The organism is Streptomyces sp. TS71-3 (genome assembly GCF_018327685.1).
Classification (GTDB): domain Bacteria; phylum Actinomycetota; class Actinomycetes; order Streptomycetales; family Streptomycetaceae; genus Streptomyces.
This window is the reverse complement of record NZ_BNEL01000001.1, coordinates 1,902,388-1,915,829: the sequence shown is the minus strand read 5'-3', so window position 1 is coordinate 1,915,829 and position 13,442 is coordinate 1,902,388. Positions and strand designations below refer to the sequence as shown.

The 13,442-nt window shown below is 66.7% G+C and carries 14 protein-coding genes; 10 read left to right on the top strand and 4 right to left on the bottom strand.

Annotated elements, in window-relative coordinates:
* Positions 1–85 precede the first annotated feature (85 nt).
* From Sm713_RS07880 to Sm713_RS07870, 3 genes are all read right to left on the bottom strand, one after another.
* Entirely contained in the window at positions 86–2,056 is a 1,971-nt protein-coding gene (locus Sm713_RS07880; protein WP_249416162.1) for an FtsK/SpoIIIE domain-containing protein, read from the bottom strand.
* Between the two features lie 316 nt (positions 2,057–2,372).
* The gene (locus Sm713_RS07875; RefSeq protein ID WP_212908928.1) at positions 2,373–3,248 is read right to left on the bottom strand and encodes a DUF2637 domain-containing protein; all 876 of its coding nucleotides are present in this window, start codon (positions 3,246–3,248) and stop codon (positions 2,373–2,375) included.
* Complete coding sequence (locus Sm713_RS07870; RefSeq protein WP_212908927.1) at positions 3,245–3,505, bottom strand: hypothetical protein; 261 nt, start codon at positions 3,503–3,505, stop codon at positions 3,245–3,247. Before Sm713_RS07870 ends, Sm713_RS07875 begins: the two co-directional genes overlap by 4 nt.
* 154 nt (positions 3,506–3,659) lie before the next feature.
* On the opposite strand from Sm713_RS07870, the gene Sm713_RS07865 reads away from it, so the two are divergent.
* From Sm713_RS07865 to Sm713_RS41415, 4 genes are all read left to right on the top strand, one after another.
* Positions 3,660–4,040, top strand: a complete 381-nt coding sequence (locus Sm713_RS07865) for a GntR family transcriptional regulator (RefSeq protein ID WP_212908926.1) — start codon at positions 3,660–3,662, stop codon at positions 4,038–4,040.
* A 197-nt stretch (positions 4,041–4,237) separates the two neighbouring features.
* Positions 4,238–5,656, top strand: a complete 1,419-nt coding sequence (locus Sm713_RS07860; RefSeq protein WP_212908925.1) for a helix-turn-helix domain-containing protein — start codon at positions 4,238–4,240, stop codon at positions 5,654–5,656.
* A 25-nt stretch (positions 5,657–5,681) separates the two neighbouring features.
* Positions 5,682–6,383 (top strand): dihydrofolate reductase family protein, encoded by a 702-nt coding sequence (locus tag Sm713_RS41420; RefSeq protein WP_308293153.1) that lies wholly within the window; start codon positions 5,682–5,684, stop codon positions 6,381–6,383.
* The gene (locus Sm713_RS41415; RefSeq protein WP_308293152.1) at positions 6,380–6,835 is read left to right on the top strand and encodes a deaminase; all 456 of its coding nucleotides are present in this window, start codon (positions 6,380–6,382) and stop codon (positions 6,833–6,835) included. Before Sm713_RS41420 ends, Sm713_RS41415 begins: the two co-directional genes overlap by 4 nt.
* Positions 6,836–6,858: 23 nt before the next feature.
* Here the strand turns inward: Sm713_RS41415 and Sm713_RS07850 are convergent, their stop codons facing one another.
* Positions 6,859–7,536, bottom strand: a complete 678-nt coding sequence (locus tag Sm713_RS07850; RefSeq protein WP_249416161.1) for an HAD family hydrolase — start codon at positions 7,534–7,536, stop codon at positions 6,859–6,861.
* Between the two features lie 118 nt (positions 7,537–7,654).
* Here Sm713_RS07850 and Sm713_RS07845 point away from each other — a divergent pair, with 118 nt between their 5' ends.
* From Sm713_RS07845 to Sm713_RS07820, 6 genes are all read left to right on the top strand, one after another.
* Positions 7,655–8,866: a helix-turn-helix domain-containing protein gene (locus Sm713_RS07845; RefSeq protein WP_212908923.1), complete on the top strand. Its 1,212-nt coding sequence runs from the start codon at positions 7,655–7,657 to the stop codon at positions 8,864–8,866.
* A 97-nt stretch (positions 8,867–8,963) separates the two neighbouring features.
* A complete protein-coding gene (locus tag Sm713_RS07840) occupies positions 8,964–9,683 on the top strand; it encodes a DUF6415 family natural product biosynthesis protein (RefSeq protein ID WP_212908922.1) in 720 nt (239 codons plus the stop codon).
* 254 nt (positions 9,684–9,937) lie between these two features.
* Positions 9,938–10,147 carry a DUF5999 family protein gene (locus tag Sm713_RS07835; protein WP_283249800.1) on the top strand — a complete coding sequence of 70 codons (210 nt, stop codon included), beginning with the start codon at positions 9,938–9,940 and terminating at the stop codon, positions 10,145–10,147.
* Between the two features lie 436 nt (positions 10,148–10,583).
* Complete coding sequence (locus Sm713_RS07830; RefSeq protein WP_212908920.1) at positions 10,584–10,805, top strand: hypothetical protein; 222 nt, start codon at positions 10,584–10,586, stop codon at positions 10,803–10,805.
* 167 nt (positions 10,806–10,972) lie between these two features.
* Positions 10,973–11,809: an endonuclease/exonuclease/phosphatase family protein gene (locus Sm713_RS07825; protein WP_212908919.1), complete on the top strand. Its 837-nt coding sequence runs from the start codon at positions 10,973–10,975 to the stop codon at positions 11,807–11,809.
* An 856-nt stretch (positions 11,810–12,665) separates the two neighbouring features.
* A complete protein-coding gene (locus Sm713_RS07820) occupies positions 12,666–13,346 on the top strand; it encodes a DUF4231 domain-containing protein (protein WP_249416160.1) in 681 nt (226 codons plus the stop codon).
* Positions 13,347–13,442: the final 96 nt, after the last annotated feature.

The window sequence follows — 13,442 nt, the reverse complement described above, 5'->3', positions numbered from 1 at the left end:
ACGGCACTGGTAGCGGCGTGATGGGTTGCTAGCGGAGGTGCTACCGGTAGCAGGGCGGCGTGCTACCGGCAGCGGTCCGGGACGGCTATGCGGCGTCCCGCTTTTCGTCACGCTCCGCCAATGCCTTGACGATGTGGTCGCGGACGATGCCGCGCCGTGTGGTGCGGGTGCCGTCGTCGGTGAGTCCGGCCACGTCGCGAGCCCTGACGCCGTACGGCTTGAGCGCGGCGGTCACGTTCTCGCCCCGCCAGCCGCCGTAGACCTCCGGACGCAGCTCGCCGAGCCGGGTGGCCACGCGCTCGTTCCACACGCGCTGCTCGTCCTCGGGGACGACCGCGAGGACATCGGCCAACAGGTCATAACTCGGGCCACGAGTGCCGCGCAGTTCCTCGCCGAGCGCGTGCCCGGAAAGCGTCCCTGCCGCCTGCCGCAGCCGCCGCGCCCGCTCGGCGATCTTTTCCGTGGCCGGCACGTCCAGGTAGGCGACGCGGACGACGGTCGCAGTCGTCGTGGCACCGACGAGGTAGCCGTTGCCGGCGTCGGTCTCGGGACGGAAGATCGTCGCGCGGATGCCGTTCTTGTAGGCCGAGGTGCCGAGGATCATGTCGTTCTCGACCTGGCCGGCGACCTTCAGGCAGAAGCGGATGGACACGTTGCCGCTGACGCCGGTCGGCAGGCTGTCCTTGTCGGGGCGCTGCGTGGCCAGTACGAGAGTGACGCCGAGGGCGCGGCCGAGCTTGATGATGAACTCGGCGTCCTCCCCCGCCTGCTTGCCGTACACCGGGTGGGAAAAGAGGTTCTGGCACTCGTCGAAGACGGCTACCAGTGGCCACAGCTTCAGTGACCGCTTGTCGGCGATCTCGCGGGTGACGCGCTTGTCGGGGCACAGGTCCCGGGGCAGTTTCTTGATGACTCCCGCACGGCGCATGACCTCGTCCCGCAGCATGCTCAACGACCGGGCCGCATAGCCGATCGAGTCGTCATCCATGCCGGACACAAAGCGGTGCGAGCACTCCTCCAGGGCGTCCAGGTCGCCCGTGCCCTTCAGCTCGTGGAGCCACAGTTCCACCGTGGGATCCAGCGCGGCGCCGCAGACCAGCACGCGGACGGCACCGGTCTTGCCCTGGCCCGGCAGCGAGCCGAGCAGGATGTTGTGCTGGATCATCGGCACCGTCTGAGCCCGGCCCCGCGGGTCGATGCCGAACGGGTTGCGACGGAAGATGTCGTGGCGCGCGGCGTTCACGAGCTGCCACTTGACGTTTCCGGTCTTGGACAGGTCCCGGTCCCCCACCCAGAGGACAAGACGTCCCTCGTGCTCGTCTGGGTCGCCCTCCGGCCACACGCACCCGATCGGACGCCGAAGGCCGGAAGCGAGCCGGCTGCGCCGTTCGATCACGTCCGCCACCGTCACGCCCAAGGGAAGGTCGATGTCCGCTCGCCAGCCCGGTCCCTCCCGGACGATCGGGGACACGAAGCGGATGCCGTCCCGCCCCTTGTTCACCTCGTTGGTGATCTGGCTGATGCCGATGGAGGCCATGGCCCGGACGACGATGTCACTCGTCAGCTTGTTGTCCCGGGGCTTGATGACGGCGCGGGAGGCCAAGGGACGGTCCGCAGGGGCGCCCACCACGCCGAACACGACCACGGCCAGCGCCACGGCAGCGGCCTGGACGGGGCTCGGCTCGAAGAACGCCAGATGGATCGCAAGGGCCAGCGCGAACGGCAGGGCCGCAACCGTGCAGAACCCGCGCCACCTCACCCGCCGGTCACGCTGACGGGACAGGCGCAGCCACTCACCGGTGTTCTCGCGCCTGGCCTCGGCTTCCCGCAGCGGCAGGCTCTCTGCGTCCCTCACCCAGCGACCGAAGCCGGCCAACGCTCGGAAGGCACCACGGGGAGCCCGGTAGACGAGGCGGGCGACGTAGATCGGTGAACGGAGGGCGTGGTAGGCCGCGATGTGCCCCACGTACCCGGCCGACCACGCGGCACCGTCCATGAAACCGGCTCGGGACCGCATCCAGTCCGGGCGGACCTGCATCCGCCTGGCGTCTCGCATGCGCGCAAGGCGACCCGACTTCGAGCCGCGCCTCGGCATGTCCACCTGGGTGGGGCGCTCGTCAGGGGCACTCGGGAGAGCGGAGGCGCCATCGGGCCCGCTCGCGTTCTGCCGGCGCCCAGGAGGGGTCTTGGTCACATCGGCCGCTGAATCGCCTGGCCCGGCGGCCATCTCCTTTTCCAGACGCGCGAAGAACTCTCGTTCCTGCCCGTTGTCGTCGTCGTGATTCACTGACGTTCCTTCCGTGATGGGAGGTACGGGGCCCGGCTGTCGCTTTGGCCGGCTGAGGGCCGGGCCCCGTGTTGGCGATGTGTGATCAGCCGTGGGCAACGGCGCTCACGGTGGGTGGCTTCTGACGGGCAGGCTCGGCGCGGCGGGCTTCCACGGCCTTGATGCGCTTGCGGCCCCACCCCTCGCTGAACCCGAACGCCCGGCCTAGCGCGGCCGGCCCGATCGGGGATCCGGCGGTCAGTGACTCGGCGTACGTCTGCTCTGCGCGCTGCCGCGTGCGCTCCAACTCCGCCTCGTCGAAGGACTTGCTCTGTGTGGGGCGTACGGGCGTACGGGGACGCTGTACGTCACTCGTACGCTCGCCTGCCCCGGAGGCGGGCGTACGCCCGCTGACCTGGGCAGGTACCCCGTACACCGGGAGGCCCGTGGACTCCGGTGTACGGTCCGGCCCGGCACCCTCGGAGACCGCCTGACCGCCGTCCGACGCGAGCCGTACGCCCTCCGTACGGCCGTCGCCGTACGCCGCGTCCGGCACTGGCTCGTGATGGTGGTGCAGCACCTTGGCGACCAGGTCCGATCCGAAGTAGATGGCGCCGACCGGCAGCGAGGTGGCCAACAGCACGAGCACGTAATTCGCCGGAGCCCAGTCGGCCATGTACATGCGCTGGCCGGTCCGCATGGCCGGCACGAGTCCGTGCACGTAGTTGAGCGAGAGCGAGGCGAGCGTGTACCCGGCCAGGACCCGCAGGGCGAACCGGCGATCCCGTCCCGTGAGCGCCAGCGTCGCCACCAGCGCCAGGGCCATGAGCCCGTCCACCACGAAGGGGTAGAGCGCGGCTGCGGCGTCGTCTGCGCCCACCGTGCCCGCCACATCCCGCAGGGCGTTCCATGAGACGCGGAAGGCCATGCCGACCACGCCGACGAGGGCGACCACCAGGAACGTCTTCGCTTTCCTGTTCACGCGGCGGTCACCTCGCGCGTGGCGGTCAGGTGGGCCCGGTCCAGTACGTCCGTCGCGACGTGGTCCAGAACCTCGGTGACGAGGTGCATGGCCCGGTCGAACAGGTCGGGGTCGTCGGCAAGGATCTGGCGTCCTGCGTCGAGCCGTGCCGCGCGCTCCTCCGGGGTCTCGTCGCCAGGGCCGAGCCAGAGATCGAGCGCGAACCGAAGGGTGTCGTCCCCGGTGACAATCTCGCGATGGCCGATGAAGTGCCTCATGTCGGATAGCTCCTGGTTCTCGGTTGGGACGGTGAACGGCGGGCGTCGTGTGGTCGGGAGTGCCGCCGTCGCCAGAATGACCTAGGTCAATCTTCTGTCGCAAGGGGTTCCACGTAGGGAGGTTGGATTGACCTAGTTCGGTTAGCCTCTAGGGGTGGACTGGAGCGCTGACACACCCCCTACGGCCAGGGACATCGCCGCGTACTACCGGCAGGAGATCGCGAACGGCAGCCTTGCACCCCTGCGGCAGCTCCCGTCGGCGCGCAGCCTCGCGAAGAAACTCCGGGTCGCGACGATGACGGTGCAGGGCGCGTACGCTCAGCTTCGCGACGAGGGCCTTGTCGACACCCGGCAGGGCAGCGGCACCTTCGTCCGTGACGCGGCGAGCAACGCGCCCAGCGCCCAGCAAAGCGCCCTGGGCCTCCGTGAGCTTCAGGACCAGGTCGAGCGCGTGACAGCACGGCTCGCCGAACTGTCCGACCGGGTGGCCAGGCTGGAAGCCGGAGAGGCTCCGCCCGCCGGCCCGGACCAGTAGAGCCGTCCTGCGCCGCCGAGGCGCAGTCAACCGGCCGAAGTTCTTCGACACTTGGTCTCACCCCCTCGTGGTCTCGCGGTCCGCCTCGTTAGGCTGACCTCGGCTTGTGACTCCGTTGTACGGCGGTGACGGACGCTTCAAAAGGCTGTCCATGTGGCCGCTCGAACAGGGCACATAGGACACGTGAGGAGGCGGCTGTGGGGCAGAAACCAAGGGCTCTGACGCCACACGCCAGCCCTCAGCACTATCTCGGCGCCGAAATGCGCAACTGGCGTACGCACAGGGGTCTCTCACTCGGCAAGCTGGGCGCTCAGATCGCGTTCACCCCCAGCTACATGGCCCGTGTGGAACGCGGCGAACAGGCCGCGTCCGCCGACCTGGTGACGGCCTACGACCGCGCGCTGAACGCCGAAGGCCTGCTCATCGAGGCGTACCGCCGCACACACGAGGAGGAGGATGTGTCCGGCCCCGGAGGACGTGTCCATGTGTCCAATCCGGCGGCCCATGTGTCCAATGACCCTGTGTCCCTGGCAGACGATTCGGGCATTCAGGCACCGTCATCGGAGGGGATTTCCGTCCCCGCCCGAACCGATGACGGAAGGATCATCTTCGTGTCGATCTCACGCCGGCAGTTGCTCGGTGGTCTCGGCGCCGCCGCGGCATCCGCCGCTCTCCTCGATCCCTCCACCGCCGCAGCCCACACGCCGCCTCCTGGAGCGCTGCCGGACATGGACCCGATCGAGCACTTGCAGGCCACCCACCGCGTACTCATCGACAACGACAACCTGTTCGGCCCGTTCCAGAGCATCCCCATCGTGGAACGCCAGTTGGCCGCCATGAAGGTTCTCCGCAACGACGCTCGCGGCTCGGATCGCCGCCGCCTCCTCCAGGTTCAGACGCAGTACGCCGAGCTGGCGGGCTGGTTCCACCAGGACGCGGGGAACCTGCGTGCCGCGCAGCACTGGACCCGCGAGGCCCTGGAGTTCTCGCACATGGCGGGTGACCCGGAGCTGACCACGTACGTCCTGGCTCGGCGGAGCCAGATAGCCGGAGACATGCTGGACCCGGCCGAAGCCGTGGACGTGGCGGAGGCCGCGGAAGGCATGGCACCACCGGGCAGTCGGATCGCCGCAATGGCGGCCACCTTCGCCGGTCACGGCCACGCCCTGCGTGGCGACACCGAAGCCAGCCGCCGGGCCTATGGCCACGCACACGAGTTGCGGGAGGCCATGAACCCGAACCCCGAGTCACCGTGGGCCATATGGCTCGACGAGGCCTACATCGAAGTACACCGCGCCCAGAGCCTCAGCGTTCTGGGCGAGTACCGGGCCGCTGCCGACGGCTTCCGCAAGGCCATCGTCCAGCTCCCCGCCGGTTTCCACCGCGACAGGGGCGTCTACCTCGCACGTGAGGCGGTAGCCCTTGCCGGTGCTGGGGAAGCCGAGGAGGCAGCAGTCAAGGGCATGCAGGCCCTGCACATCGGCGTGGAAACAGGCTCAGGACGGATTACGCGCGAGCTGGCGCGCTTGGACGCTGACCTGGGCGCATGGCATACGGTCATCCCCGTGGCCGAATTCAAGGACGCCATGAGAGACGCTGTCCTCCGCCAGGCATAGCCCCTGCCCGTATCTCCTCTCCCCGGTGAAGGGAAAAGCCAACGTGCCCCGTCCGTACGTCCTGTTGAGCGTCGCCACCTCTGTGGACGGCCACATAGACGACACCAGCCCCTCGCGGCTGCTACTGAGCAACAGCGAAGACTTCGACCGCGTGGACCAAGTGCGGGCGGATTCGGACGCCATTCTGATCGGCGCCGGCACGATACGCGCGGACAACCCTCGCCTGCTGGTGAACAGCGCCGAGCGGAGAAACGCACGGATAGCGGCTGGGAAACCCGAATATCCCTTGAAGGTCACCATATCGGCAAGCGGCGACCTGGACCCCGACCTGAAATTCTGGCACCACGGTGGGGACAAGGTCGCCTACACGACGGACGCGGCCGTGGACAAGCTACGCGACCGGCTTTCCGGCCTGGCCGACGTCGTCTCGACAGGACCGGAGATCTCTTTCGGTGCCGTGCTAGACGATCTGGGAAAGCGAGGCATAGGACGCCTGATGGTGGAAGGCGGCGGCCGTATCCACACGGCATTTCTTTCGCAGGGCCTCGCCGACGAAATCCACCTCGCCATTGCGCCCCTCCTCGTGGGCGAGGAGGCCGCCCCGCGCTTCCTCGGCCCTGCGTCCTATCCGGGAGGCTCCACGAGGCGCATGCAGCTCGCCGAGGCCCGCACCATCGGGGACGTAGTACTCCTCCGCTACCTGCCGAAGAAGGAGAGCAACGCATGAGCCACGAAGACGACCTGCGGTGGATGCGGAAGGCCATTGAGCTTTCCCGTCTCTGCCCACCCAGCGAAACCGCCTTCTCGGTGGGCGCGGTCATCATCGACGCGGAAGGCAAGGAAATCGCTACGGGCTACTCGCGCGAGACAGACAGCCATGTCCACGCGGAGGAATCCGCCCTGGCGAAGCTCCCGGCGGACGACCCCCGACTCTCCGGTGCCACGATCTATAGCACTCTAGAACCATGCACCCAGAGGAAGTCGCGGCCTCTGCCCTGTACTCAACTCGTCTTGCAGGCTGGATTGCGGCGCGTGGTTATCGCTTGGCAAGAACCGGATTTGTTCGTTGCCGACTGCACCGGGGTTGAGATGTTGAGGAATGCGGGAGTAGAGGTCTCGGAACTCCCGGAACTGGCCACCGATGCCCGCCTCTCAAATAAGCACCTGATCAACCCATAAGGCTCGATCGCACGGAGCCCGGATCAAATGTCTTGCCCGAGAACCGCTTTCAGCACAAGCGCCGTCTCGCGGAGGTCGGGCAAGACCTCGGACGCTCCGGCGGCGGTGAGTACCTCCTCACCGCTCCGTCCAGTGGCCACCGCGATCACGCGCACCCCCGTACTCAGCGCGCCTTCCACGTCCGCAGGCGTATCACCGATGACCACCGCCGCGGCGGGCGATGCAGACGACCGTTGCAGCGCAGCCCGCACCAGGCCCGGCCGCAAATCCGCATCTTCGCCGTATGCCCCGCCGTCCCAATCGATCTGCCGATCGAGGCCGAACACGCCTAGCTTGATCTCGGCTACCGCACGGATGTTGCCCGTGACTACCGTCTGCCGCGCGCCAGACTCGGCCAGAGCATCGAGTACGGCCGCCGCACCAGGCAGGGCATGGCCCCGCTCTCGGAGGTCCGCGGCGTGCACAACGTGCTGGTGTGCGAGGGCCGCAGCGAACCTCTCGAAGTCGGCCCGGGTGGTCTCCAACCCATGCAGCTTCGCCGTCTCGCGGAAGATGACAGGCTCTGTGACGCCATCGACGGCGGCCTGTTGAAGCATGCGCTGGCCGGTCGCCTCCTCAAAGGCGGCGGCAGACAGTTCCCTCCCCACACCGCGGGTGTCGATCAGCGTGTGGTCGATGTCCCACAGAACCAGCCGCGCCACATGGCCCCCAAGCTCACGCCGTAACAAAATGTCATGCTGTCGTCTACGGACCGTACCCGTAGCCGTGACGATCGTCCTACGCTGACGGTACGCGCCTAGCAGAACAGGACATGCACACATGACCTCGCCGAGGCTCCCAGTCGGTGAGCGCATCCGGTACTACCGGCTCAAGAACGGGAACCGGAAACAGTCCGCAATTGCCGGTCTGTGCGGCATCACCGAGCGGTATCTGTCCCAGATCGAGAACGGCAAGGCAGTCCCGTCGCTTGACGTTCTTGCCGCCATCGCAGCGGAGCTTGGTGTGCCGCTCGCCGCGCTCCTGAGTGAGACTGCCGCCGATCCCGGATCTTCGGCCGCTCTCACCATCTCGCCAGACGTTGCGCACGCCCTGATGGGGTACGGCCCGCCGGTCAGTGCCGGCCCCGCTACGGCGGTCTCCCTGCGTGAGCGGGTGGAAGACGCGTGGCGCATCTGGCAGACCAGCGAAACGCGTTTCACAGAAGCACAGACCGCGCTCCCACAGCTCATCGCCGACACGGAGCACGCTGTTCGCGCACACCGCCGGGCATCCGACAGCACTGACCTGCGCGAGGTTCACCGCGCTGCCGCCGACCTGTACGGACTGCTCCGCTCGTACTGCCGCCGGACGGGTCGGCTCGACCTCGCTCTGATGGCGGCAGACCGAGCAACGCGCGCCGCCGAGGACGCCGACGACCCCGTACGGATCGCCGCCGCACAGTGGAACCTCGGCCATGTCCTGCTCTCTCAGGAAGACGGCGCCGACGAGGCGGCCGATGTCGCTGAACGTGCCGTCGAGCAGTTGAAGAAGGCCCCGGCAACGTCGGAAGTGACCGCGTTGAAGGGCGCCCTGGAGCTTGTCTCCGTCGTCGCGGACGCGCGCCGCCACCGATGGTGGGACGCGCGGGCAAGACTTGAAAAGCACGTCCTCCCCCTCAGCAAGCAAGCTGGCGAGGGGAACACGATGTGGACTGTCTTCGGCCCCACCAACGTGCACCTGCACGCCTTGAGTATCGAGATGCTGGCAGGCGAGAGCGCGGAGGGCTTACGAGTCGCTGACCATGTCGACATCAGCCAGTTGCCCAGCCGCGAGCGGCAGTGGACCTTCACGCTGGAGGTCGCACGCTGCTACGACCTGCGCCGCGACGATGCCGCGGTTCTCGTGCACCTGCTTGCGTTGGAAGAACTGAGCAGCGAGGACATGGCCCGCAGCCGGACCGCTGCCGAACTGGTGGGCGGCCTCCTACGCCGAGTCCGCCCGACCTACCGCCCGCAGGTCACGGGCCTCGCCGAACGGCTCGGCTACCTCTGACCCGAACCCGCGGTTCACCCGAACTGAGAGTTCCGGTCATCCTCCCGGATTGCTCCTACCGTCAACGCTCCCAACAGCGAGAGACGGGACCAAGAGCATGCCGAGAGAAAGGGCTGTGGCCGGGCCTAACGGCACCCTCATCGCGCCCGCTGGCGTCGAATGGGACGCCATCAGGGTCAGCCGCTTCCCCGCGCTCCAGGCTCTCAAGAGGCTGAAGTCGGGAAGCGTCCTGGTGGATCCCACGCCGAGCAACCCAGTTTTGTACTTCTTCGTCGCACCCGGTTCCGCGGCGGACTGGCATGTACCCCACACCATCGCGCTCGGCGCCACGGCGAGCGTTGTCCTCCCCCCGCCCAGCCGGCAGGCCCCGCCAGGACCGTACTGGCTTGTCCCTCCGGGGACGAGCCTAGCCATTCGTCTGACGAGCGCACAGGAACTACGGGCGGCGCTTGCCGCAGGACTCACGGAAGCGCCGGCATACATCGAATCCATCCGGACGACAGCCGCCAACGTCCTCGCCTGGGACACCGGACTGCCACGCCATGACGACCTGCGGGACACATTGTGGCTCTTGGGCGGCCACCTCCAAGCGCTGATCCACCTGCTTGGCGACGCCGCTCGGACGTGCCCCGAGAGCGACACTGCTCGGGCCTCCGCACTGCTGGCCATCGACGAAGCCCGCGTGTGCTTGGCAGCTTCTCCAGGATCCGGCCTGGTGTCCGCGACGCGGCACGCACGCAGTCTCGCCCAGGAGCTGAAACAGCTCTGCGACCAATACCAGGCGCTGACCGACGCGCGCACCGGGGAGCCAGCGTGAGTACCACGCCGCGCTCACCCGGCCACCGACGGAAGCGGCCTCTGTGGCTGCGGGTCTTTCGAGCCACCAGGCGGCATCCACTACGCACTCTGTGCCGCGCGGACGAGGAACTTGTGGAGCGCACCAGCTTCGGCATCGCTCAGGTCCTGATCATCGGCACTTTCACGGTCATCGTCGCCGGATGGGTCGTTCTCCACCTCGCCCGCGCCCTGCTCTCCAGGTAGCCCGCCCCCACCACCTGAAAGGTCATGAGCATGTTGCCCGCGACGTGTCCGCACCAGCCGCCGTGTCCACCCGCCCACGCGCCGGATCGGGAGGCCGCCCACCCGATGGCCCCCCACCCCGAACAAGGCTGGACCCTGCTGTGCAATGGCGTCCTGCTCTTCGAGGACACCGGCGAACTACTCCCCGACGGGCAGGCCATCGCCCCGCACCGGCCGACCGTAGCCCTGGCGGCGGTCTGACGTGTACGAGGACCAGCCGGCCCGGCCCCCCGCGGCTCCTACGACGTGGTGCGCGTGGCACCGGGGGGAGACCACGACGGGCGTGCTCATCACCGTGATCGAGCAGGCATCCGGGCCCGGCGCCGCCGTCTATGCCTGCGCACAGTGCCGGGAGTCGTTCCGGCTGGAGCCCGCCTGAGACTGCCCAGCCCGCTGAACAGCCGCCTCCCATGGCGCGGACGGCGCAGCGGGCCAGGGCCGGCCCGCCCCCGGGGTGGGGACCTCTCGGGGTGGGCCACTCAAGTCCCCGCGCTTCGGCTGGTTACGCCGCCGGACCGCGGGATGCGCGGCCGTGCCTTCACGGGCGACCGCGAACAACACGGCGGGGCCCGCCGAAACCTCGGGCTCCGCCGGGGAACCAACCTCCAGCACGACCACGGAAGACGGACGAGACCGTATGGGATTGATCAACCCCAAGAAGGCGAAAGACCAGCAACAGGATCCACAGGGTTCGGCGGCGTGGCGGGCGGACAAACAGGCGCACGCACAGGACGCGGCAGCGGACTACGAGGGCGACCCCGGCGGCCCTGCCGCCCGCTTCGGAATCCAGAAGCACAACGCCGCAGCCGATCGCCAGATCCGACAGAACAAGGCCAAGAAGAAGAAAGACGGCCAGTAGGCGAGTGGAACCCCGCCGGGCGACTGCGCCGCCCGGCCTCCCGGCTGCCGTACCAAGTCGGCAGCCAGGGGCCCCGGCCATCCCCCGAGCCCGTGACCCCGCCCCGCCGAGCCGCAGACCTTACCTGCGGCTCGGCGGGGCCCCATCTATTCAGCTTGGAGACATCCATGTCTGTGATTCGCTACTGCGCTTACAACCTCTTGAACGGCGGGATAGACACCACCCGGTGTGAGGACCGCCGCGGAACGCAGGTCGAGATCCTGCGCCCCCTGGAGGTGGACGTACTCGCACTCCCTGAGTGCACCCACTGGGACGAGGGAGACTTCTGGCGGCTGCACTGGCTCGCCAACGAACTCAAGCTGGCCGTCTTCGGCGTCGTACAGACCCAGCGGTACACAGGCATGACCAGCCCAAACTTCACGGCCTTGCTGTACCGGCCCGAGCGGCTGCGGGTGATCAGCGGCACCACCCAACTGGGGCACGGCGCCCTCCACCACGGCGCCATTCGAGCCCTACTGGTCGACCGCGACGACCAGGACAAGGAATACCTGGTCCATGCAACGCACCTCACCTGGACCGACGGAGAACGACGGCTCGACGAGTCCAGGTGGTTCACCGATAAGGCACAGGGCCGAACCATCCTGATGGGCGACCTCAACGCCGATGTGCCCACGGCCCCCGAGCCGAACTGGTCCAACATCCCGCGGAATCTCCACAGCAGGTACCGGCGCGTCCTTCCCGACGGCACCTACGGCCCGGCCGACCGCCGTTGCACAGCCAACCTCCTCAACGCCGGCTACGTCGACCCCGGCGTGTACCTGGGCCTCAAACCCGCCCCGACGACCGGGCACTACTACGACAACGAACCAGAGCCGCAGACCCTCGACCACATCCTCGTCGGCGCCGAGCTGGCTGACGACATCGAGGAGTACTGGACAGTGGACACGGATGAGGCCCGCACCGCATCCGACCACCTGCCGAAGGTCTTGGACCTGATCACGTGAGCCAAGCCCGTCCCTTTACCCCACGATTTTTCAGCAGGGCTGCCTGCAAACTGAGCTGCGCAGCTACTCCCACCGTAGAGAGCTCCGCCGGCAACCAGGCGGGCGGCGGCCCCAGGCGGGGGCTGGCCCCCTCCCTCGTATCCTCCCCAGCCCCACCGACGCCCGTACCGCGTACACAGCGGCATGCCACCGCTCAAGATCGAAAATATCCCAGACTAGATCCAGTCTTCGCCAGAGATACAGGAACGCGCCGAACACCAAAGGTCACCCGTCGGGACTGAACTGCATGTTCGATCCGACATGACCCAACGTCCACTCGACAAAAAATCTGGCCAATTTCTACAGCGACTGCTGATACCGCTGGTTAGAGAAGGCAATCAACGAGGCAGGAGCGGTGATGGAGCTTACCCAACACCGTTAGCAGCTGTCCAAATCCCCCCTTCCACTTCAAGACAACATCTGCTCCCGCCTGGCCAGTTCGACCGCCAACCCTCAATAGCTTCAGCGCACTACGCTGAAGGGTCATGTCTGGGGGCACACAGCGAGGTCCATCCGTTTGATCGGATGTTCGAATACTGCCGGCATTAGACCATCTACATCTAGTCATATTGCCAATGATCTCCCTAGCGGCCTACAGAAGCGCCTGGGCCCTCCCTGAGACTCGTATGATCGGCGCAGTCGTAACTTGAGCGCTGGGGGCGGGGGTATGGCAGGTCCGGTCGAATCTGCGAGCGGCCCCACTGAGCAGCTACTGAAGCACAAGAAGGATATTCTTGAGCTTCAGAGTAAGATCAGAACACGGAAGTTACAGCAACGCACCCTATGGACTAGCGGACTAACTGCCGCATGCGGCCTTGTGGGAATTTACGTCGCCACCGCATCGACGTGGCGCACTGTGGATCTCGCCAGAGTAAATACGATAGCCGTCCCTCTGACTATCGCTTGCGGCATCACCTTCTGGGTCCTCGCAGTGTTGGAAAACAACCGCAAGAACCAAAAAGAAACATGGAAGTCCGTCCGGCAACTAGAGCTTGATCTGGAGATAGCAGAAGAACGTCGCATTCTTCACGCGAAGGCACTTGGCGTTCCAGTCGATCAGCGTCAGTTTTCTTACAAAGACTCGCTCCCTCGCGAACTTGAGAACCTTCGAACTGAAGCCCAGCACTACCGGCGCATACACAACATGTTTCAGTCCATCATCATCATCGGATCCCTCGGAACCACCACAGCAGCAAGCTTGGCGGATACACCCTCATACCTCAAGTGGGTGACGGTAGGACTGAGCTTCATGGTTGGGGTGTCCGCCGGATTCACTGGCTACTTCAAATATCGCGAACGCAGTTTCTACTTGCAGCAGACCGCAGACGCGATCGAGCAGCAGGCAAATGCATTCGAGCTGGGAATTCCTCCATACACAGATGAAGAAGGCGCAAACCTGGCGAAGCTCACTAAGGAAGTTGAGTCCTTGCGTGTGGAACAACGGAAGAGACAGCAGCAGCTCGACCAGCCGCACGAAGGCCGCGACGGAACAGTCTAGAAGTTTCCAAAATTGATTCACTCCGTGAAGAGGCCTGGGTCCTATGCATCTCATACACAAGCGATGGATCCTATCTCCGATCACGCAATGGCAGGC

What these genes read in the sequence shown, in the direction of transcription:
- Sm713_RS07845 (WP_212908923.1), top strand. Translation starts at nt 7,655, where the DNA reads ATGACCTCGCCGAGGCTCCCAGTCGGTGAGCGCATCCGGTACTACCGG.
- Sm713_RS07880 (WP_249416162.1), bottom strand. Translation starts at nt 2,056, where the DNA reads ATGCGAGACGCCAGGCGGATGCAGGTCCGCCCGGACTGGATGCGGTCC.
- Sm713_RS07830 (WP_212908920.1), top strand. Translation starts at nt 10,584, where the DNA reads ATGGGATTGATCAACCCCAAGAAGGCGAAAGACCAGCAACAGGATCCA.
- Sm713_RS07840 (WP_212908922.1), top strand. Translation starts at nt 8,964, where the DNA reads ATGCCGAGAGAAAGGGCTGTGGCCGGGCCTAACGGCACCCTCATCGCG.
- Sm713_RS41415 (WP_308293152.1), top strand. Translation starts at nt 6,380, where the DNA reads ATGAGCCACGAAGACGACCTGCGGTGGATGCGGAAGGCCATTGAGCTT.
- Sm713_RS07870 (WP_212908927.1), bottom strand. Translation starts at nt 3,505, where the DNA reads ATGAGGCACTTCATCGGCCATCGCGAGATTGTCACCGGGGACGACACC.
- Sm713_RS07825 (WP_212908919.1), top strand. Translation starts at nt 10,973, where the DNA reads ATGTCTGTGATTCGCTACTGCGCTTACAACCTCTTGAACGGCGGGATA.
- Sm713_RS07835 (WP_283249800.1), top strand. Translation starts at nt 9,938, where the DNA reads ATGTTGCCCGCGACGTGTCCGCACCAGCCGCCGTGTCCACCCGCCCAC.